Source organism: Ochrobactrum sp. PL_is483 (assembly GCF_055816855.1).
The window spans coordinates 374,818-396,744 of record NZ_JBVPGS010000037.1; the positions used below are offsets into that span (position 1 = coordinate 374,818).

17 protein-coding genes and 1 tRNA gene are annotated in these 21,927 nt (G+C 55.1%); 7 read left to right on the top strand and 11 right to left on the bottom strand.

Annotation, left to right across the window (positions count from 1 at the left end; all coding sequences use genetic code 11):
- The 3 genes from AC0TNJ_RS15485 (at window position 1) to AC0TNJ_RS15495 (ending at window position 5,654) form a co-directional block, all read left to right on the top strand.
- A complete protein-coding gene (locus tag AC0TNJ_RS15485; protein WP_473771588.1) occupies window positions 1-1,947 on the top strand; it encodes an ATP-dependent nuclease in 1,947 nt (648 codons plus the stop codon).
- A 10-nt stretch (window positions 1,948-1,957) separates the two neighbouring features.
- A complete protein-coding gene (locus AC0TNJ_RS15490; RefSeq protein WP_473771589.1) occupies window positions 1,958-3,868 on the top strand; it encodes a UvrD-helicase domain-containing protein in 1,911 nt (636 codons plus the stop codon).
- A 232-nt stretch (window positions 3,869-4,100) separates the two neighbouring features.
- A complete protein-coding gene (locus AC0TNJ_RS15495; protein WP_473771590.1) occupies window positions 4,101-5,654 on the top strand; it encodes a hypothetical protein in 1,554 nt (517 codons plus the stop codon).
- Window positions 5,655-5,925: 271 nt separating this feature from the next.
- On the opposite strand, the gene AC0TNJ_RS15500 is transcribed toward AC0TNJ_RS15495, so the two are convergent.
- The 4 genes from AC0TNJ_RS15500 to AC0TNJ_RS15515 form a co-directional block, all read right to left on the bottom strand.
- Complete coding sequence (locus AC0TNJ_RS15500) at window positions 5,926-6,372, bottom strand: hypothetical protein (RefSeq protein WP_473771591.1); 447 nt, start codon at window positions 6,370-6,372, stop codon at window positions 5,926-5,928.
- A 67-nt stretch (window positions 6,373-6,439) separates the two neighbouring features.
- Window positions 6,440-6,931: a cupin domain-containing protein gene (locus tag AC0TNJ_RS15505; protein WP_473771592.1), complete on the bottom strand. Its 492-nt coding sequence runs from the start codon at window positions 6,929-6,931 to the stop codon at window positions 6,440-6,442.
- Between the two features lie 20 nt (window positions 6,932-6,951).
- Window positions 6,952-7,584 (bottom strand): glutathione S-transferase family protein, encoded by a 633-nt coding sequence (locus tag AC0TNJ_RS15510; protein ID WP_473771593.1) that lies wholly within the window; start codon window positions 7,582-7,584, stop codon window positions 6,952-6,954.
- Window positions 7,585-7,600: 16 nt separating this feature from the next.
- A complete protein-coding gene (locus tag AC0TNJ_RS15515; protein WP_473771594.1) occupies window positions 7,601-8,185 on the bottom strand; it encodes an isochorismatase family protein in 585 nt (194 codons plus the stop codon).
- A 127-nt stretch (window positions 8,186-8,312) separates the two neighbouring features.
- Between AC0TNJ_RS15515 and AC0TNJ_RS15520 the strand changes: the two genes are divergently transcribed.
- Together AC0TNJ_RS15520 and AC0TNJ_RS15525 are read left to right on the top strand one after the other, a co-directional pair.
- A complete protein-coding gene (locus AC0TNJ_RS15520; protein ID WP_473771595.1) occupies window positions 8,313-9,200 on the top strand; it encodes a LysR family transcriptional regulator in 888 nt (295 codons plus the stop codon).
- A gap of 36 nt (window positions 9,201-9,236) precedes the next feature.
- Window positions 9,237-9,461 (top strand): putative hemolysin, encoded by a 225-nt coding sequence (locus AC0TNJ_RS15525; protein ID WP_473771596.1) that lies wholly within the window; start codon window positions 9,237-9,239, stop codon window positions 9,459-9,461.
- Between the two features lie 33 nt (window positions 9,462-9,494).
- On the opposite strand, the gene AC0TNJ_RS15530 is transcribed toward AC0TNJ_RS15525, so the two are convergent.
- Window positions 9,495-10,745, bottom strand: coding sequence for a helix-turn-helix domain-containing protein (locus tag AC0TNJ_RS15530; RefSeq protein ID WP_473771597.1), 1,251 nt, complete (start codon window positions 10,743-10,745; stop codon window positions 9,495-9,497).
- Window positions 10,746-11,352: 607 nt separating this feature from the next.
- Here AC0TNJ_RS15530 and AC0TNJ_RS15535 point away from each other — a divergent pair.
- The gene (locus AC0TNJ_RS15535; protein WP_473771598.1) at window positions 11,353-15,885 is read left to right on the top strand and encodes an autotransporter outer membrane beta-barrel domain-containing protein; all 4,533 of its coding nucleotides are present in this window, start codon (window positions 11,353-11,355) and stop codon (window positions 15,883-15,885) included.
- Window positions 15,886-16,317: 432 nt separating this feature from the next.
- On the opposite strand, the gene AC0TNJ_RS15540 is transcribed toward AC0TNJ_RS15535, so the two are convergent.
- From AC0TNJ_RS15540 to AC0TNJ_RS15565, 6 genes are all read right to left on the bottom strand, one after another.
- Window positions 16,318-16,596 (bottom strand): hypothetical protein, encoded by a 279-nt coding sequence (locus AC0TNJ_RS15540; RefSeq protein ID WP_036577864.1) that lies wholly within the window; start codon window positions 16,594-16,596, stop codon window positions 16,318-16,320.
- 17 nt (window positions 16,597-16,613) lie between these two features.
- Window positions 16,614-16,763: a Rap1a/Tai family immunity protein gene (locus AC0TNJ_RS15545; RefSeq protein WP_473771599.1), complete on the bottom strand. Its 150-nt coding sequence runs from the start codon at window positions 16,761-16,763 to the stop codon at window positions 16,614-16,616.
- A 347-nt stretch (window positions 16,764-17,110) separates the two neighbouring features.
- Window positions 17,111-17,578 carry a hypothetical protein gene (locus AC0TNJ_RS15550; RefSeq protein WP_473771600.1) on the bottom strand — a complete coding sequence of 156 codons (468 nt, stop codon included), beginning with the start codon at window positions 17,576-17,578 and terminating at the stop codon, window positions 17,111-17,113.
- 100 nt (window positions 17,579-17,678) lie between these two features.
- Complete coding sequence (locus AC0TNJ_RS15555; RefSeq protein ID WP_473771601.1) at window positions 17,679-18,185, bottom strand: ankyrin repeat domain-containing protein; 507 nt, start codon at window positions 18,183-18,185, stop codon at window positions 17,679-17,681.
- 199 nt (window positions 18,186-18,384) lie between these two features.
- A tRNA-Arg gene (locus tag AC0TNJ_RS15560) sits at window positions 18,385-18,461 on the bottom strand.
- A 159-nt stretch (window positions 18,462-18,620) separates the two neighbouring features.
- The gene (locus AC0TNJ_RS15565) at window positions 18,621-20,174 is read right to left on the bottom strand and encodes a sensor histidine kinase (protein WP_473771602.1); all 1,554 of its coding nucleotides are present in this window, start codon (window positions 20,172-20,174) and stop codon (window positions 18,621-18,623) included.
- 618 nt (window positions 20,175-20,792) lie between these two features.
- On the opposite strand from AC0TNJ_RS15565, the gene AC0TNJ_RS15570 reads away from it, so the two are divergent.
- Window positions 20,793-21,917, top strand: a complete 1,125-nt coding sequence (locus tag AC0TNJ_RS15570; RefSeq protein WP_473768848.1) for an efflux RND transporter periplasmic adaptor subunit — start codon at window positions 20,793-20,795, stop codon at window positions 21,915-21,917.
- The last annotated feature ends 10 nt before the right edge of the window (window positions 21,918-21,927 follow it).

Genomic DNA, 21,927 nt, shown 5'->3' on the forward strand with positions numbered 1-21,927 from the left:
ATGTATCTTTCTGACGTTTCAATAAAGAATTTTCGCATCCTTACAGATTTCAGGGTGCGTCTGAATCCCGGCATCAATTTGATTGTCGGCGAGAACAACAGCGGAAAAACAGCGCTTGTTGATGCCTTACGTTATGCGCTTTCCGTGAACTCCGGGGAGTGGATACGGATTCAGGACCGCGATTTTAGTCGAGGGGCCACGTCGTTCTCAATCCAGTTGAAGTTTGAGGATATCACCGCCCGGCAGGCGACCGCATTCGTTGAGCATCTGACGCACGAAACGATCCCAGGCACCAACAGCCGGCGCTCAGTCCTCTATCTCAACTATCAGGCGGAACTGACAACACATCTCCTACGCGGTGCTCGGCAGATCCGGACTGAGTTGCGGTCCGGCGCGAATGCAGAAGGCCCACCGGTGGAACGAGAGGCGAGAGATTTTCTTGCAACCACCTATCTCCGTCCCCTGCGCGATGCGGATGCCGAACTAATGGGCGGTCGCGGATCGCGTCTGGCGCAGATTCTCGGCTCCTCTGAACAGTTCGGCGAAGCTGCCGTCGTTGAAAATCTGCTGATGACGATCGTGGCGGCTAACGCAGCGATAATCGAGAATGATGGAGTGAGCGCAACACGTGCACGCATTGAAGAGCAGCTTCGCAGGCTAGATTTCCGCACGACACCCTTAAGCCCGCTGATCAGCATCATGGGCGGAACCGATCTCGAACAACTCGATGCGACTGAACGCAAACAGATGTTCCGCGCAATTCTGGAACGCTTGCAACTGCTCATCGATTCACAGGAGCGCTACCAAGGACTCGGATATAGCAATCTGCTGTTTATGGCGACGGAACTCTTGCTTCTTGAGCAGGAGCAGCATGATTTTCCGCTTCTGCTAATCGAGGAGCCAGAAGCGCATCTTCATCCGCAGCTTCAAATGAAATTTCTACGGGCACTCAGAGAGGGGTTTGGCGGGCAGAATTCCTCGTTGCAGAGTATCCTTACAACCCACAGCCCGAACCTGGCGTCGAAAGCGCCGCTTGAAAACATAATCATCATGGCGGAGGGCAAGGCTTTTTCCCTGCGCAAGGGGGAAACGCAGCTGGATGCGCAGAACTATGTGTATCTAGAGAAATTCTTGGATGTAACAAAATCCAACCTCTTCTTCGCTAAGGGCGTCATGATCGTCGAGGGCGATGGTGAGAATATCCTCCTTTCAACATTTGCAGATCTTCTAGGGAGACCATTCGAGGATTTTGGCGTGTCTGTCGTTAATGTCGGCAGCATCGCCTTTGCGCCCTTCGCCCGTATCTTCCAACGGACGGGAATGGACAATCCTGCGAACGGCGCCGCATGGCTTGGTACGCGCGTCGTTTGCCTGCGCGATCTCGATCTGTGGCCCGAACCGGCTCGCATCGCGGAAGGCAACATTTACGGCTTTCTGGAAGCAAAGCCCGGTAATCAACAATACTGGGAAAGCCACTACGCGGAAAATGTTCAAGGCCGATTGAATTGGATTGCAAACCGCAAATTGCTTGCTGGGCAGAATGTGCGGGTCGAGGTGGCGGATCATTGGACGTTCGAGTATGCGCTTGTGCGGGCCGGCTTGGCAGCAGAAGTATATCAGGCGCTGAAAGGCACGCTCGATGGCTATGACCAGCTGCCGGCTGATCCGGAATTGCGGGCAGTTGCCATCTACAAGGATGTCGCCACGCAATCCAGTGCGAAGACCAAGTTGGCCTATGCGCTATCGAGCGTGCTGGCTGAAAAGTTCGGGCCGATCATTACGCCTGCTCTCGAGAATGAAACGCCCGAACAGGTTGACGCGAGACAACAAGCTGACCACGCGCAGACTGCGGCACGGAGAGCCGTGTTTCGGGCAGTACTACCAGCATATATCGTGCGGGCTATAGATTATGTGACAGGGCATGAAGCCCCTGTGGCAGCGGCATAGGGGCTTGCTGATGCCGATACCTGCCATAGACGACGCCGACATTGACGCGCTGCTTGAAGAGGTCAATGCTGCGTCGATGGACGAAGCGCTGACTCTTAATGAGGCAAGGCGTGCGGCTATTCGGGAGCACCACCACGTCCATGCTTGTCCCGGAGCGGGTAAGACGACGCTCATCGGCTTGAAGCTGATCCTCCTTGCCCGCAAATGGCGCTGGCGCCATCGCGGTCTATGTGTCCTAACCCATACGAATGTGGCAAAGAATGAGATTCAAAAGCGTGTTGGCATCAATGCTGCGGCGAGATCGCTGCTTAGCTACCCGCACTTCATTGGGACGATCCAGGATTTCGTACAAACTTTTCTCGCGCTGCCGGCCTGTCGCTCCAAGGGATACCCGATCCGTCAGATCGATGACACGGCCACAGCGGCCTACATGCATCGCCGCCTGACCTTCGGTACGCGCGCATATCTGGACAACAGGAATACCAGCATTTCCGGACTACGCCTAAAGTGGGTTCAAGACCAGTTATCCGTCGACGTGCCGGGATCGCCAGGCACCCATACAGCCTCCTACCGGAATATGATCGCGGCAAAAAATCAGGCTCTCGAAAATGGCTATTTTTTCTTCTCTGAGATGTACGCGCTTGCAAGGGAACTGATCTCAGCCAATCCATCTATCATTGATGCCCTGCGACAGCGCTTCCCTCTCATACTAATCGATGAAATGCAGGACACGCAGAGATATCAGGACGAACTGATCAATCATCTGTTTGGCGATGCTGCAGAGTGCACGCTACAAAAGATTGGCGATCCCGATCAGGCGATTTTCGACGGCATGGCGGGCGAGCCGCCAAACGAAACATTCAACGCGGCTTTGAACCTTGCACCCATCCCGGACAGCGGCCGGTTTACCGCGACTATAGCTGACAAATTCTGCGGACTCAGTACAAGGCGGATTGCTTTGACGGGCTCCCGCCCTGCATCCGCGAATGCTTCTAGCTGTACATTCATTCTCTATGGCAATGATACGATAGGAGCCGTGCTGGATCAGTTCGGCACGATACTCGCCGGGCTTCCGGAAGCCGAGCGCAGGATCGTAAAAGCAGTTGGAGGGCGTGCCGAAGGCGGAGCACTCAGCATACAATCTTACTGGCAGGCATTCGATCGGAATCAGGTGAACCGGGGGAGGACTCCTGATACTTTCTGTGAATGCGTTAGGGGCACCTTGGATTTGAAAAATGGGCCGGTTCACGCTCACTACCAGCACCTGAGGCAAGGGTTGGTGGAACTCTTACGTCTGGGCGGCAAGACTGTCATCGGACGATCCGGAGGCGCTATGCCAATCACGCGCGCAAATTTAAGGCGGTACTTTGATGTCTCGGAGAAGACATCTTTGATCAATGCGCTGATGGCAGACTTGCTGCTTCGCACTACACTCACGGCGGCCGAATGGACAGACATTGCGCAAACGCTCTGCGATATCTGCGATATCGATATTGGTAATATCGCGATTGCCGAATATCTGGCCTATGCGGACCATGTGCCGGAATTGTTTGATGAAGCGGTGTTGCCTGGCAACGTGTATCTGAGCCCGGGTGGCATCCCGATGGAGGTTTCCACCATTCATGGCGTCAAAGGGGAAACCCACGACGCCACCCTCGTCCTCGAAACTAAGTTCGGGGCTCTTTTTGACGTAAAGGAAATGCTGCCCTTCTTGATCAATCCGGCGTCGGAGAGACCGGTGTTCGACCCAGCTCATGCTGCCACCCACGCATCCATCCGGGCATCTTTTATGAAAAAGATGTATGTAGCGACCACTAGGGCGCGGCAACTGGTCTGCATAGCGATGCACCGCGATCGCATCTCTCAGCAGGACAGGTTAACGCTCACGGACCATAGGGGCTGGTCGTTTGTTGATCTGTAGCCTTGCTACCACGCCCTTTGCTCGGATGCCGTGCCGACGAGCGCCGAATCCGGCAGGTCATGAGGCCGAAATTCTTCTATCGGACAGCCCCACTGTGACATGGACCTGATTTCGTGCTTATCTGGTCGTCGAATTATCCCGTAGTTTCAACGAGAATTACGGATCACGCGAAAACTGGCGTCCGTACATGTATTCATGTTATTAACAGCGCTGTGTGACACGTGCCAAAATCATGAGCGATCTGATCGAAAAATTCCTGGAACGTTGCGGTCCCCGCCTTTCTGGCGAAGTTGCGGGGCACTTGGTCAAAACGCTCGGGGTTTCCGAGGCCGCTGCGCGGAAGCGCGTATCGAGAGTGGCCGGTAATGTACGGCGCCTCAGCTATATCACCTTCCCCCGCAAAGCCCGATTCTTGTATCTCGAGCAGCAATTTGGCTCACCCATCTATTGGGAGAACCTCGTCGCAGCGCTCATGCAGACCAAATCGGCTTACGGCGATGCCATAGCCGCGCTTCGGCAGCGAGATGGCGTCGTTCCGGAGCGACTATTTCCGATCGTTTGCGGCGCACCCGTAAGACAGCTCAGACATTTGTCACCGGAAACCATCTTTACTCGGCTCAATGAGGCGGGTCTTCTCAAACGGGTGACGTTGCCCGGCGTTGGCGATTGCATTGCGATCGTGCAGGCCGATGGCTTCTACGAAGGCCTGGCACCCATGGTCCGAACCCGCCTTATACTGGAGGGATTTCTTCTGACGGCCGTCAGCGATTGGCTGAAGAAGCTCGGGATTGTCAGCTATGGGAAGGTGACGACACGAGATTCCGAGACATTGCCGCGCGTGGGAACGTTCGCGTGGGATTTGACCGCACCCAGCTATCTGGGCGCGATGATAAAAGTCGGTAAGGATGGTAAGAATAGGCCGGGTTTCGTCGCCTGCGACGTTCATCTGGGAGACCCGGTCACCGTCGCGGGTGCACGCCCGTTCGTGAACAAGTGCCGAACCTTACGAAACCTTCGCAATGTCGGCCCGTGCTTGCAGATGTTCGTGGCCGACAAGTTCCATGGTGATGCCTTTCAGCTATTCAAGGAGAACGGCATCGTACCCGCGACGCCGGCGAACCTTTTCGGGGAAGAAGTGGCGGCGGGGCTGCTGCAGCTTTCAGCGGTGTTGAACAAAGCCGCAATACTATCGACGATCGATCCGACCGAGTTCGATGCGCTATTCAGCAAATTTGGCAAGATCGAAGGTGCAGCCAACCAGCTCCGAGGCACATTGTTCGAGTACCTGACGGCTGACGTCTTCCGAAGGACCGGTGCTCACCAGGTACGCTTGAACAGGATCTATAAGGTTGGGGGGAAAGAAGCAGAGGCCGACGTTATCGCCGTGCGTGACGACATATCCCTAACTTTTATCGAGTGCAAAGGCCATTCTCCCTACGGAGAGACGCCTCACAGCGAGGTGGAGAAATGGCTTCAGCACAACGTGCCGATCTTTTTCAAAGCCGCCAAAGAGCACCCAGATTGGAAGAATCTTCCCGTGCATTTCGAATTTTGGACCACAGCACCGCTTACGGAAGAGTCGATCAGGCTTCTTGAAAAAGCTAAGGGCGAAATCAGGCCTTCGCGCTACACGATCAGCTGGCGCCTGGGGGCGGAAATTCTGTCGCTGTGCAAAGACACCAAGGATGACGGACTAGTCATCGCCTTCCGCAAGCATTTCATGAAATTCAACGCGAGGACGGCAAAAGACCCACGCATGTCTGCTTTGGAAGGGCCGAGACCATAAGCCGACAGTCGGGAACCCACCCTATCACCGACACGCGCCAGTCACTGGATATCCAATCCTACGATACGGCTCGGACACATATGGCTGGAATCGTTCGGAAAGGTCAGCAACCCTGACCCAAAGGCAAGATTGTGGCCTCTAGGTTCATTATCAAGCGTCATTATGCCTTTAATAGTAGTTATACAAGTAGAGAAAAAGTGAGTAGCAATTGCTGCTCACTTTGAAATCCTGTTTGCATGATGATTGACGACTGCGAACAAGCCGGTCGCGTTCACTCGCCAACCAATGTTCCGCCGAGTTTGCGTATCTGGGCCTCCACGAGACGGCGGGCGTCATCATCAGGGTTGATGACTTCACCGAGTAAAGCCGCCTGATTAGTGGCCACTTTTTCTGCAACTTCCGCCATGAATGCATCTCTGTCCTGCACGCGCAACAGATCGAACCAGCCGCCGGACAGCGCTCCGCTGGCAACCCCGAGCATTGCGACGGCAGGGCCACCGACAAGGCCGACAACGCCACCTGCCAGCGCGACCATGACAGCACCCAGACTGCCGGGTGTTCTGCCATTGTGTTGTGTGACTTCACCAGCTGTATCTTTGGAAATGACCACTGACGAAACCAGTTTGATGACACGATCATCATTGAACTGCTCGATGAGTTGTTGTGCTTCCAGGGCGGACCCCAGATCGCGGAAGGTCGAGGCAAAGAACGTGCTCATGACATACCTTTCCGAATTATAAGATCGTCCAAATGCATTGCGGTAACGAAAGTCGGCCAGACGCGAGTTAATCAAGATAGTCTGGCGGGTAGGTCTTTTGACCATATTTCTCATTGAGTGCACCAAGTCGATCCACTTCCTGCGGTGTGAACAATGGAAGCGGCGGAAACTCGCCAGCCTTGACCGGCACGCCAAATTCCCGGAAGAAATTTTCAAGGCCGGCCGGCATGACAACGCACAGAACGCGGGCCATTTCGGTTGAAACGTTCTTGAAACAATGGATAGCCCCGCCTTCGGGAACAAAAACAAATCCGCCTTTCCTGACGGTCGCCTTTCCAGCCTCGGTTTTATATTCCAGCTCACCTTCGATCAGGTAAAACCATTCCTGTATGGCGGCATGGGAATGCGGCGTCGGTCCCCCACCTGGTGGAATGGTCATGTCGAAGACCGAAAAGGAATTGCCTGTCTTCGTTCCGTCGATGATGACCCGGTAATTGTCACCGGCAACGCCAAGGTATTCGCCCTCATCGCTGCCAATTATCTTGACTGAACTATTCATGGGAACCTGCCAATTCTGTTTTATTTCAATGAACGTTGCAGAACGTTCTGAACGACGGGATCAGCTTCCATGAATTTGAACAGCCGTGCGACGTTTGGGTATTCTTTCCATGTTGTGGGCAGTTTCGATGTCCATCGCGCCATGACATATGCGTAGGCATCGGCAACAGTTCTGCGGCCACGATAGACGTGCTGGCTGTCGCCGATCATCCGATCGAGGTGTTGCATAATGCGGTCGATACGTTCGTGCGAGGCAAGACGGACATGTTCAAGTGCCTCTGGCGACCGGTCCGTTGTAAAGCGCTGCGGGGTGAAGAACGGCCAGAAAGCCGGATGAAAGTCTCCTGTCAGGAAACACATCGTCTCGTTGAACTCAAAACGCCCGAAACTGTCGTTATCGGACCCAAGTTCGGCTGCCGGATATGTTTCTGCGATGTAGGCGAGAATTGCATCGGCCTGCGTCATCGCCCGCGGTCCGCCGATGTCCAGCGCCGGAACCATTGCAAGTGGATTGACTCGCTGGAATTCTTTGGATGCATAGTCGGCACGGACGACATCGAAATCCGCTCCTGCCCATTCCAGTGCGATCCAGCAGGCAACTGCGCATGTTCCAGGTGCGTAATAGAGTTTCATATGCTTCTCCTGACGTGCCATTCTGGAGGACAGGGCCTTAACCCTGCAGTGCAGCCCCCAGAACGGAGACGATCTGCGTTCCCTCAGGGGTCGACCAGTCGCCGGCTAGCCCTGCAAGAACCTGATTGGTGCCGACCAGTGTTGCGCCAGCCTTCTCCATCCGGCTCAACGCCAGATCGTCGGCAATCTTGCCCGGAGATCCACCCGCATCCGCAACAACAATAACTTCATATCCGTCTTCAAGAAGCGTCAATGTCGGAAAGACCGTGCAGACGTCATTTGTGACACCGGCAACGATCAGGGTCTTGCGACCGGTTGCCTTCACTGCGGCAGCAAAATTCTCGTCATTCATCGCATTGACGATACCCGCACGTTTGATCCGCGCACGAAATTCTTGGGGCAATGCTTCTTCCAGTTCCGGCATCAGGGGGCCTTGCGGATGATCCTCCATGCTGGAAGTCAGCACGACAGGCAGATTGAGTATCTTCGCAGCTTTGGCGAGCATGATGGCGTTACGCTTCATGTCCTCGACCGGGATTGATTTCACCCAGCTCATGGTTCCGATCTGGTGATCGATCAGCAATACCGCGGCGTTTCTCCAGGATTGTGTTGCGCTCGTCATTCAAGCTACTCCCTGATCGAGTTGTTATTCTTGTTGCGTTAATGTCTATGCTTCAGTATCCATCAACCCATATTTGCAATAAATAGCGAATAGTGGAATTCACTGTTCCATCAATGGCGCAATGAGGATGGAAGATCTGAGCAATATGGGGCTCTTCGTCGAAGTTGCCCGCAAGAAGAGTTTCCGGCGCGCAGCTGATGCACTCGGCATGCCGAGCTCCACGCTGTCGCGCCGCATTGTGGCACTGGAACAATCGCTTGGTCTGCGTCTGTTGCATCGTACTACGCGACAGGTCGAACTCACTGAAGCTGGAGAAATCTATTTCGAACGCAGCGCAAGGATAATCGATGAGGCACGTCTGGCTCATCAACATCTTGCAGAACTGAGCGCACAGCCGAGTGGTCCGTTACGCGTATCCCTGCCGGTTGATTTCGGTATTATCTTTGTGGCGCGTCATATGGCGGCCTTCTGTCAGCGCTACCCCGCAATCAGCATAGAATTTGATCTCAGCCCCCGACGTGTGGATCTGGTGAGCGAGCCTTTTGATGTGGCAATCCGGATGGGTGAGTTACCGGATTCAGGCCTCATTGCCCGCAAACTCGCGGAGATTCCGCGAGCCCTGTACGCTTCCCGACGATATCTCGCACAGCAGGGCGAACCGAAAACACCGATCGATCTGACGCAACACAATTGTCTGCTGTTTCCCAGAGAGCAGAACTGGGATCTCTATCAGGACAATGACATCATCAAGGTGCCCGTAACCAGCCAGTTGCGGCTTAACAATGTTGGAATGATGCAAAAGCTCGCGGCAGAGGGGGCCGGTATTGCCCTGCTATCCCAGGAAGCAGCACTTCCCGACGTTGAAAGCAGGCATCTTGTGCGGGTCTTGCCGTCGTGGAGCGGAAAGCCAATCGCGGTTCACGCCATTTCGGAAACACGTCTCCTGCCTGCAAAAACACAACGGTTTATCGAATATCTGGCGGAATGCCTCGATCCGCTGCGCAATTATTTATGAAACCAGACAACCGGAGGAACCGGAATGAGACTATCGATGACGTTCTCTATCGCAGTGGCGGTTGCAGGCTGTACAAATACACAGGAGCCGCAAAAGCCTGATCAGGCAGAAATGGCCAATCCGGCGTCCGAGAACTGCGTGAAGCTTGGCGGTCGTCTCGAAATGCGACAGGAAGCCAACGGTACGGTCGGTTATTGTCATCTCCCTGACGGACGTGTTGTCGAGGAATGGGAACTGTTCCGGAGCGGGGGAGGTAACTGACCGGCACGACAAGCGCGGTGATGGCCGACGCCATCACTGCGAATAATATTGCTTCCTGCGTAATTCGGATGGTGTGACATTAGTGGCCTTTCTAAGCGATGTCGTCATATGTGCCTGACTGGAAAAACCGGTTTCAATGGCGATTGATACCAAGCTTTCCTGCGTATTGCTGATCATCCACTGCGCCCATTTCACCCGTTCTTCCAGAATATAGGCGGCCGGGGTTATTCCGGTCGACTTTTTGAATGCCTCGGTAAATGTCTGCCGGCTCATTCCGACCATCGCGCCGATGTGGCTGATCGATATTTTTCCAGCAAGGTTTGCGTTTATATGGTGCAGGACGATTTCGAGCTGATGCGGTCGCAAGACACTCGATTTTTCCGGATCGGCACCGTTGCGACCAAGTTCGATCAGATGTTCGAACGGGGTGACATAGGACCTGTCCCGGTAACTTTTGACGATATCCTCAAGCCTGAGCTCCCTGATATTGAGAGACGGCACATTGGCCGCCCGTCTGGCGCAGATGATCGCACCATTGACCCCTACGCCGAGATTGCGCAGAAACTTCTTGTTTAATTCACTGATGCTGCAGTTGGCCACCCGCACCAGTTCATCGAGTCTGACCCCCTTGTCGATATTGTTCAGAATGTATCGCTCCGCGTCCCTGTATTTCTGGTCCGATATAATCGGCGAACCGATACTGGTCCGGCTGTGATTGCCTTCCATTTCCTTCAAAAGGAAATAGGAGAAGAACTCGCCATATCGTTCGAAATCGAGACTCCATGCGTCCAGGTCATCGGATAGGACGTGGATCGTCTGGATAACGTCATAGATGTTTTTCTTGGACTGCGCGGTCAGCTTCTTGAAATCAAAGAGTATCGGCTGATCGAATTCATCATTGCTGAGTTTCTTGAAATGCTGGTTGAGCATCCCCTCATCGATGGAAATTGTCTGGTGCGCGATATGCGAATGACAGTCCATGCCACTGGTCTGTGTACTCGATATAGGTGCAATATCACCGGGCTTCATCGACAGGCTCATGTCGTTTCTGCGATAGTCAATCCCCCCTTCAAGACAATGATGCAGAACGAGCGTTTGCGAGCTTTCCTCACAAGTAAATGAAAAGGGAGAAGAACAGACGACGTTGAAAAGCGCTATCGGCCCCATTTCTGCAATCCGGAAGCGCGCGCGTCCGGGTTGTAGAAAATCAAACCGGCAATCGGCATAAATAGCTTTGAGGATAGAATATACTTCTGCTGAATCGTAAGCACGAAACTCAAGCATAGGGGGGAAGTCTCCGGCATCGGGGGAATGCGGCCATATTTCTATTTACTTATCAATCCTGCGACAAGCCGGAAATGTTCATTACTCCAGTTGAAGAATTATCTGTCGCCGTGGCTGATCTGCTACGCGTGGCTAATGAGACTATAAAATGCCCTCAAAACCGCAGTTTTCGGCCTTTTTGCGACCACATATGTGGCACGCCATTTTTCTGCGGACCAGTTCTTTTCAGAATTGTCGTTTCTCAGGCGACTATTCTGAAAGATCGAACGCTTTCTTGTCGCTAAGGGCAATATGGGCACTTTACTGATTTGGCTACACGAAATCAGTGAGCGTCCAAGCTGAGGGGCAAGAAAACGGTTTGCCGTGATCTGCCACGTCGAGTTCTGAATTTCAGGGCCGGCTGCAGTACAGACCGTCGAGAGCGCGGATTTCGTGCTTGTCGATAGAGGCCGAGAGGGGCTGGCGACTTACTTCCAGTAGTTGCCTTTCAAAGCACTGCAGCTGGCAGTTTTGAAACAGACAACACTGGAGACGATTGTCTATGAGGCAGCATAGAGCGAATAGTGCGGGCGCAACGCCTGAGCATATTATCCGCCGTGGCGGCAGGATGACCAAATGGAAAGGAACGGTTGCAAGCTTTGCACCACAGCTCGCAGTTCCTTTCGTAACCCTTTCAATTTTCGGCGCAGCATTGGCAACGTCCGTGGCGTTTTCGCCAGCGGCTTTTGCTGCAAGCTGCGGTGGCGGATCCGCGGTTGCAAGCGGCGGTAGCTGCGCACTGACTGATCACGCCGGCAGCTATGACCCGACGATCAACGACAACAAGGTCGGCGGTGTCACCGTCGATGGTGGCAGCACGGTAACGCTGACCGGAAACGGCTCTGATATCGATCGCGGCAATAATGGCAGCACCAGAGTCCGGCTCGGTAATCTCGACCCGTCTGCTGAAGGCCAAGAACGTCTTCAGCTCGGCAGCCAGAACAATGGCATGACCGTTCCTGATCCGATCACAGGCGGCAATACTGTCATCAGCACCTATGATACAGGCTCGATTGCAACCTCGAACTGGGGCGATGTCACCAACAGCTCGACCGCTATTGTCGATAACGTCAACGGTGGCATGTATATCGACGCTCGTCTCGGAACCGCCAGCGGTACGGACAGCAAGCTTGTCGTCGACATCGGCGATCACGGAACGCCAGACTCGGCAACTAACTCGATCGTCATGGCCGCCAAACAGACCACGCTTACCGAAGCCAACTCGGGCGCAACGGTCGAATGGGCGTCGCGCAACGAGGTCTGGAGCAACAACGCACGCGTTGCAGCTGCGGGCAGCACCTCGAAAACCTATGATATCTCTGTGCCGAACTATGCCGGAACGTTTACAGGTTTTGATGGCGCCAGCCACACGGTCACCAATGCAGCCGAACTTCAGGCATATAATGACGCGTTGAAATCCGCTCTTTCGGGCGGATCGGTCGATTATGCAGCACTCGGCTACACTTCAGCGCAGGCTGCGTATGATGGTGAATTCAACAAAGCTGTCAGCTTCACGACCGAAACGAAATCCTGGACCATCACGATTAATCCGGACGATGAGGTTACTCTTTCGAGAGGTACCAACTACTCGCTCGTGGCCACTGGTGCCGGCTCTATTGGCAAAATTGTATCGGGTGGTCAGATCGATCAGAACGGCTTCGCTGTCATGGCGACCGATGGCGGTCATATCGAGATCGAGGCAGGTGGCAGCCTTTCGGGCGGCGGCACTAGTCTTTATGTGCGCAACGGTGGAACGGCCGTCAATAACGGTGTGATCTCCAGCGGTTACTTTGCGCGCGATGGATACGACACGGCAGCTGGGCCCGGCAACTATGAGGACACCTATTTTGACGGTCAGGCCGTCAGCGTGTCCGGCACTGGCAGCCGTTTTGAAAACAACGGCATCATGAATGTTGCTGGCTACACCTATGATGATGACGGCTTCAACCAGTATGGTGTCCGTGTTGAAAGCGGCGCGACGGCAAGCAATTCCGGCATCATCAATCTCGGTGTCAACAACGACCCGCTGAGCGGCACGCTCACGGGCGCGGATGTTCGGGGCACCTCGACATTCGTTAATGAAGCATCGGGCGAGATCTATATCGGGCGCGCTGCACAATATGATGTGACGAACCCCGAAAGCGTTGCAGACACGTCGATCGCACTTTCCGGACTGGGTTCGACTGCCGGCATAACCATTCGCAACAGCGCCACCGCTATCAACGATGGTTCCATCGTTATAGGTTCGATGACGCAGAATGCCGTTGGCATGATGGCGCGCTCCGGAAGCACTGGCACGTTGGTTAATCGTGGTGACATCACCATCAATGGTGCTGCTAACGACACGCCGCTTCAGAATGTAGGTATTCTGGCACAGGACTCCAGCTCGACGGCAACCATCGGCAATGAAGGCACCATCACGCTCAATGGCGTGAACGGCGTCGGCGTGAAGGTCCATTCGACCGGATCTGCCACACCGACCGCGACGATGACGTCCTCCAGTGTCATCAACGTCGCCGGTGGGGCGGACCCGACTTCCGGAACACGGAATTACGGCGTATGGGTCGAAGGTGAATCGTCAGGCCTCGCAACGGCACTGGTTGACGGTCAGATCAACCTTACCGGCGTCGGCGGCATCGGTGTTCATGCCCGCGGCATGGCTGAGGTCGATGTATCGGCAGGTGCGGTACCAAACTTCATCTCCGGTTCGGACCAGATCGGCTTCTTCATCTACGGTCCGGATGCCAAAATCAATGTCGACGCTTCAGCAATGAACGTGTCGACGGAACGTTCAACGCTTTTCCGGATCGCTGAAGGTGCTGACCTGACGGCTACCGGCCTCGCGATTACGTCAAGCGGCAAGGAATCTGTTGGCATTCTCGGCACTGGTGCCGGCACCGAAATCAATGCTGATGGCGGAAACTTTGCAGTTTCGGGCGAAGGCGCAACCGGCGTGATCGTCGAAGGCGGTGCGACCGGTTCGATGGACGGAGCATCGGTAACCCTGATAGGTGCGAACAGCGTTGGCGGTATTGCCGACGGTCAGAAGCACGATCTGGCGGGTGCAGCGGTCGGCGCAGCTGACGCGACCACGGTTTTGACCGCAAATGCGCAGGTCAATTCATCAGTTGCTGGCGCGACCGGCTTTGTTGCCCGCAATGGAGCCACTGCCAAAATTTCCGGTCAAACCAAACTCACCGGTGCCAACAGTGTCGGCGTTTTGGCGCAGGACAACGGAAACGTCGAAATTTCCAACGCAAATATCGATGTAACCGGTTGGGCCACAAAGGCACAGCGCGGAACCGATACCTTTACTGTATCAAATTCAACCATGACCGGTTCGGATGGCGTGTTCAATGTCATTGAAGGTTCAACGGCGACCTTCACGGCTGACAGCTCGATACTAACCGGCAATATCATCTCGGATGATGACAGCTTCGGTGACGTATACCTCAACAATGGTACTGTGCTGACCGGTATGGTCGATCCGGTATCCATGACTATCGATGATACCAGTGTCTGGAATGTTACGGCCAATTCGTCGCTGCTTAACCTGACTAATGGTGGCACGATCAATTTCATGGCTCCGACGGGCGATCCGTCGAGCGCTGCCAGTTACAAGACCATCACTGTCGACCGGACATACACCGGCAATGATGGCCTGATCGCGTTCAATACGGCTCTCGGTGACGACGCCTCTCCAACTGACTTGCTTCTTGTTCAGGGATCAACGGTTGGATCTTCGGATGTAACGGTCACAAACCGGGGCGGTCTCGGTGCAGTAACGAACGAAGGTATCAAGATCGTTGACGTCGTAGGTTCTTCGGATGGTACCTTCACACTGAAGGGTGACTACACCATCAACGGCAGTGACGCTGTTGTCGGCGGTGCCTATGCTTATCAGCTCTACAAGGGCAACAGATCCGGTTCGGAAACAAGCGACTGGTATCTGCGTTCCGAAATGAAGCCTGATCCTGTTGATCCAGATCCGGGCCCAGGACCTGGTCCCGATCCAGACCCAGGTCCGGGGCCAGATCCCGACCCAGATCCGGTAACACCAGATCCAGAGCCAATGTATCAAAGCGGCGCTCCGAGCTATGAAGCCTATCCGCAGGCCTTGCTTGGCCTGAACGGTGTTTCGACACTGCAGCAGCGTGTCGGCAACCGTTTCTGGGCAGGCGGCGGCAACCGTGTGATATCTCAGGGAGCAGATGCGATCACGCCATTTGCACCACCTGAAGAGGCTGGCGTCCATGTAGAGGGCAACGGTGTCTGGGGTCGCATCGAAGGTGCGCACAACAACATCGAATCCCGCTTCTCGACCACTGGCACCGACTACAACCAGAACGTCTTCAAGATGCAGGCTGGTCTTGATGGTCTCCTGACCGAGAATGAAAACGGCACCCTGATCGGCGGCGTCTTCGTTCAGTATGTCCATGGCAAAACCAAGACGAAGTCCCGCTTCGGCGACGGCGAGATTTCCACGGATGGCTACGGTCTCGGTGGAACGCTCACATGGTACGGCAATGAAGGATTCTATGTTGACGCGCAGGCGCATGCGACCTGGTACGACTCTGACCTGAGTTCGACGCTTGCCAATCGCGGTCTGACTGACGGCAATGATGGATTTGGTTATGCCCTGTCGATTGAATCCGGCAAGCGTTTCGCCATTAACCCGGAATGGTCTGTCACACCACAGGGCCAGCTGGTTTATTCCAGCGTCGACTTTGACGACTTCACCGACAGCTTCGGTGCACCGGTGAGCCTCGACAAGGGCGACAGCCTTCAGGGACGTCTTGGGCTCACGCTTGACCATGAGACATCGTGGCAGAATGGCAATGGCATGACCAACCGGTCCCATGTCTACGGCATTGCCAATATGTACTACGAATTCCTGGAAGGCACGAAGGTCGATCTGGCCGGCGTCAGCCTGGCCTCGGAGAAAGACCGCCTGTGGGGTGGTGTCGGTCTCGGTGGTTCGTACAACTGGGATGACGACAAATACTCGATCTACGGGGAGGGTATAGTCAACACCAGCCTGAACAACTTCGGCGACAGCTACACTCTGAAAGGAAATGTCGGTTTCCGCGTGAAGTGGTAAAGATCACCGGCAGGTGCTGATTAGCCCCTCAGCGTCAGCACCTGATCGTGTGAGGATACTGTCAGCGCCCCCGCTAACCCGCAGGCAGTATCCTGACTCCTCTCCCCGTCATCTTCGGATGGCGGGGAGAATGTGTTTAGGCATTATGCGCGAAAGAGAAGGCGTCAATACTGGCGACATAGGCTCTAGCGGCTGCGTTTGTTTCCTTGTCGCGCCCCTGCTCAAGTCCATCCCTTCAAACCGCGAGGCGTAGACATTGAGATTTAGCGATAGGCGTCTTGTCGCGGAAATCCTGAAACCTGCGTCACGTTCGCAACGGCCCGGAATCCGGGCCGCGACGTGTCGCAAAAGTCAGTCGCGAAGCTTTGACTTTTGCACACGACTTTCGCGAATTCTGTAAGAAGGTTGACAGGAGCGGAATATTTCATGCCGTCAGAACAAAGAGAAGATCATCATGCCGGCGAACGCTATAAGCAGCACGATGTAAAACGGACGAAATAGATAGAAACGCTGCCAATTCGTGAGGCCGAGAGCATTGATGTAAACGCGCTCATCAAGCTTCAGATTGTCCGCGCCGCTATCGACCGAAAAATCGCCGCCGTTACTCTTATAAAATCGGTACTCCTTGATCTGCGCGACAATTTGGTGAGCCGCCAGAAGAATGACCGCCACAAACGCAGCAGAAAAAATCAAGATTTCCAATAATAGCATAACTCGAAAACGCCTCTTTAATTCGCAAGGCAGGGATAAATAGCAGCCAGCGTCTCAATCACCAATGTCGATGCTCTCCTTTTAAGACGCTCCGGCGTGACGCTTCGAAGATGCGTGTATACGCGATCTGTAAGCTCATGGGGGAGAACAGATTCGGCCCACACCACCCCGTCCCGCTGGTAGCATCAGCCACCCCAGCTATATAAGCAATACCGCGGGCGCCCGACGTGATACGACCAGCCTCACTCTGCAGAGCGCCATCATCGTTCTGTCCTTCGAGCGCCTTGATCAGCTCAGTCCCGCTGATGATCCAGTCGCCGGCCTGATCGTTGTCAGATTCTGCTGACGCGACATTGATAGCCAAACCTATCCACAGTATCGCCGCTGAAAAAGTTGCCCTCAATTGGTACGCTTCTGTCATCTTCCTCTCCGTTGATCAGGCTGTCACCGGCGCTGCTCGAACGCAGGCGATTGTGCGAAATGGCTGACCTAATGCACTCTGAAACAGGCAACATCAGATCGTGTATCGCTCATAGGCTTCGAGCAGGAATTGCTTGCCTTTCTCGGTCGAGCTCGATGCGTCAACGAATGCGCAGAACGAGCCAGCCTCATTCCGCATATTGTCGATTTGTGCGATCATATTTTTGCTCCCGAACACGACGTGAAAACGCTCGCCAGCGGGCAGCCAAACAAATAGCGGGCTTGGGGAGAACTCCAGAATGACGTCCTCGTGGAAAACTTGGAAAAGGCCGTCCCATGCGCGAACCGGATCGATTCTGGTGGTTTTCTCCGATCGCTTGCCGAACTCGGCATGATGGATGCTGACGGACCCTTCGGGCGTTCCAGCAATCCTTGCCAGAGCAAGGAATGCGTCCCTATCGAGGACATCAGGGAATACCCGGGATCCGAGCCCGCGTGCCAGAAGGAATGCAGGGCGCAGAAGGCGCATTTCATCGAGCGCGTCATCAAACAGCGTAGCCACTATATTGCGCCATACATTTTAACAGGGTTCCATACATGATCTGCCGTTTGAGAAGGAAATATCTAAACTCCCTATGAAATCAGGATTCACGCGACAAACACTAATCTTCGCCGGGCGGAACCGGCACGCCCGCCCCGATATATATCTCTCGCAACTTAGAACTTCTGATAGCCCATACCACTGGCGATCTACCAGCATTGTTGACATGATGCGGATTAGCTCCACTTCTCAACAGCAGCCCTACAATCTCGAATGCCGGTTCTGTCGCAATAGCCAAGCTCGCTTGCCTGCAAGCAGTCCATAGCGGACCATTTCCGTAACGGTCGATCACGTTGACATCTGCGCCGGCAGTAACGAGTCTCCTGACAATCTGAAGGTGCCCATTCTGAACCGCTACGTGTAAGGCTGTGAAACCGTCCTTGTCGGCAGCAGAAACATTGTCAGGTGAACCATCATGTAGTTCATTCTCTAACGGGGCAATATTCCCCTCGGCCGCATGGTGCCAAAGCGAACTCCGCCCATACTCGTCAACGTTTGATCGCTTCGTACGCGATGGCCATTGTGGCATCCATTCCTCCAAGAGATCGTCGTAAAAATCCCGAAACATGCGACAGCCTCAACCAGCACGATAAGCGGCGATAGTTGATACGAAGGCTGCCGTTCGCTCCTAAATATTACCGAAAATCGCGCCTGAAGGCATGTGCCATGCGGTTGGAAGCGTTGAAAAACGTCAGCGATGCTGACCCAATGGCAACATAGTGGCCAAAAAGGCCAAATATCGTGTCATTCGACATATGGAGAAGAAATGGCGCACCCGAAAGGATTCGAACCTCTGACCCCCAGATTCGTAGTCTGGTGCTCTATCCAGCTGAGCTACGGGTGCTTGCCTGTGTGCCGCTCGCTGCGGCGATGGGCGGTTGATAATCGGACAAATCGCTAAATGCAAGCGTCTTCTTAGAAAAAAATGTGGTTCTGTGAAGATTTCTTGTCAGGCACCACGTTTCCGGGCTTTTCGACCAGAGCCGGTGCAACGGCAGATTGTCTACGCGCGCTCTTCGGTGCGCAGGTTGTTGCGGTCCTCACGTTGCATCGGCAAATCAGGGATGCGAATCTCGAAATGCGCGCCAACGGGACGGTCTTCCCGAAGCTCGATTGTGCCGCCATGCGCGCGGACCAGTTCCTGCGCGATGGCAAGCCCGAGGCCGGTGCCGTCGCTGCGTGTCGAGCCGCGGAACGCCGTGAAAAGATTGTCGCGCGCCTTTTGCGGCAGGCCGGGACCGGTATCCTCGACGCCAATGATCGTCGTTGTCCCGATTTTTCCCGCAGATATCGTGAGCCGCTTGACCGTGGCGACATCGGTCGTCTGGTCGCGCTCCATTGCCTGAACGGAATTTCGGCACAGATTGCTCAGGACACGGAATAGCTGCTCCGAATCGACATTCAGTTCAAAATCTTCCGGAACGAGATTCTCGAACTCGATGCTGCTTTCGGAACTGGGGCTAAGGGTTTCCTGCACATCCGCGATAATTGTGTGCAGCAGGACGCGGCGCGGGCGCGGCGGCGCTTCCTGCGAGCGGCCATAGGCCATCACGCTTTCGGAATAGCTGATCGCGCGGCTGAGCGTGCGAATGAGTTTGGGTGCGAACCGCTGCACCATCGGGTCTTCGGTGTCGGCGAGCCTGTCCGACATCAGCTGCGCCGAAGCCAGAATATTGCGCATGTCGTGGTTGATCTTGGAGACGGCAAGGCCGAGATCGGCCAAATGCTTCTGCTCCTTCAGCGTGCGCTGGAGGTCGCTTTGAATGTGGGATATCTGGCGCTGGGCGACGCCGAATTCGTCCTTGCGGTTTTCCGGAACGAGAATGAGTGCCGGATTGTCGGGAGACGACGCGAAGTCGATCATGTTGCGATGCATGATGCGCACGGGCCGCAGCAGCATTTCGTGGATGATCAGGTAGATCAGGCTTGCCGCTATCACCGAAATGATGAGCGATATGAAGGTGACGTTGCGCGCATAGACCAGCATGGCGTGGCGCAGCGGCGCGTCCGAGGTCACGATTTCAATGATGCGCTGCGAAGAGCCGGCCGGTGAAACCGAGCCGAAGATGCGCAGCGTTCTGTCCCCGCCATTGAACAATGTGCCGAATGCGTCCCATATGGCCGCCGCTTCGCTGATATTGTTGAGGTCGATGACCTGATCGATCTTGCCGGGAACCTCCGACATGGCGAGCAGGCGCGACGCACCCGCTTCACGCATGGCGATGGCCTTGGTGCCGGTGGCCAGAAGCACCTTGTCCTGAATGTCGCGCGGCACGTCCATGTCGCCCCCCGCGACCAGGACCTCGCTGACGGCGCTCACGGTATCGAGCCTGGAACTCATCCAGCGCACGCGCATATTGGCCACGGAGGGGACGAAGATCAGAACTTCGGTGATCAGCACTGCAAGCGCGGTCAGGAGCAGCAGCTTGCTCGAAAGCCGGTTGCGCCAGGGAAGCCGTGTGAATTGCGTTGGAGAGACCCGTTCAGCGGTCGCGGTCTGGGAGGCCGCTTCAGGGGAAAGCGCGCCCGTGTCTGTGGTCTTTTCAACAACCGCCATAGCCTGCTTCCAATTCAAGGCGAACCGGCCCAACTGCCGCGGTGCCCAGGGTCAGGACCTATTAATTTGATGGAAATGGCACCTGAAATGACAAGGGTGGTTCCCCGGCCGAGCGGTTCGACGCAGCAGATCGCCAGTCATTTCGGTGTCCAGAGGATGTGGTCCATCCGCCCGGCTATCTCGTCGAAAAGTCTCGAAAATGAACCACATTTCCTTCGCCTTTTCTCCTCATATCCAAACGGATGGCCTCACACCATTTTCATCAAATTAATAGGTCCTGACCCTAAACCGGTTTGCCGTCGAAACGCAATTCGTAAAGGTAGCCTCCTATATATGGAGCCTGTCGATAAATCCAACAGCCTTTGTTCAATCGGTTAAAAGCGTACGGCTTTCCCGGGGCTTTCATACGTTGCATTACCGAAATTTAACTCGACGGGTCGGGGCCTCTGTGCGAAATCTTAACCGGAAAAATCTATGTATCCTTATGGGATGCGTGATTTGCGCAATGTGAAGGCAATCATCATTCTGATACTATTTGCTGGCATTTTCCGCGCCCGACATAATGGTTTCGAATACGAGGTCCCGTCAGGGCGACGGTACACCTCGCCGGAGAGCTGAATGAAATCCTGGAAGCAGATTGCCTTGTGCCTGCTCATCGCCGCAGCCGCCGTTGGTGGCTGGTATGCTTATAAGAACAAATCTGAGGTGGTGAAGGCCGCCGCGACAGGCGAAGCGCCCAGAAACGGGGGCGGGCGGTCCGCGCCGCTGGTCGTCGTTGAGGCAGCGGGCGAAGAGACCATCAACAACCGGCTGACGGCGATCGGTTCGGCACGGGCGCTCACCACCGTATCGATAACCCCGTATTCCAGCGGTTACATGACGAAGCTCTACGTCAAGGCTGGCGACATGGTGAAGGAAGGCGATCCGATCGCCGAACTGGATGCCGAGACCGAGAAGATCGCCGTCGCCAAGGCGCAGACCGCATTGAAAGATGCACAGACCACCCGCCAGCGCATCGCAAAATTGCGCGCGACCAACACCGCAACGGAAGTTCAGGTGGTCGAAACGGAACTGGCGGTTGCCAATGCGCAGCTTGCCTTGCAGGACGCGCAGCTCGCCTTGAGCCGCCGCACGGTTCGTTCGCCGATTTCCGGCATCGTCGGCATTCTTCCTGTCAATGTGGGCAATTACATTACCGCACAGACCTCCATCGGCCGCATCGATGACCGGTCGAAAGTGCTGATCGATATCTGGGTGCCGGAACGGTTCGCACCGCAGATCAAGGTTGGCCAGCCCTTGACAGCGGAATCGACCGCTTTCCCCGGCGAGACCTATAGCGGCGAAATCAACGCCGTTGACAACATGCTGGATGAAGCCAGCCGGACACTGCACGTCCGCGCCGAAGTCCCCAACACGCAGGATCGCCTGCGCGCTGGCATGTCGTTTTCCGTCACCGTTCTTTTTCCGGGCGACCGCTATCCGTCGGTCGATCCGCTGGCGATCCAGTGGGGCGCCGACGGTTCCTATATCTGGCGGGTTGAAGACGGCGTGGCCCGCAAAGTCGAGGCTCGTATCGTTCAGCGCAACGCCACCAACATCCTCGTCGACGGCCCGGTAAAGCAGGGCGACCTGATCGTCACGCAAGGCGTTCAAACCGTGCGGGACGACGCGCCCGTTCGTGTGAAGGACGAGCAGGGGACGGCGCTGGCTGACCCGGCCTCGGCAAAGCGGACCGCAGGATGAGGATGGCAAC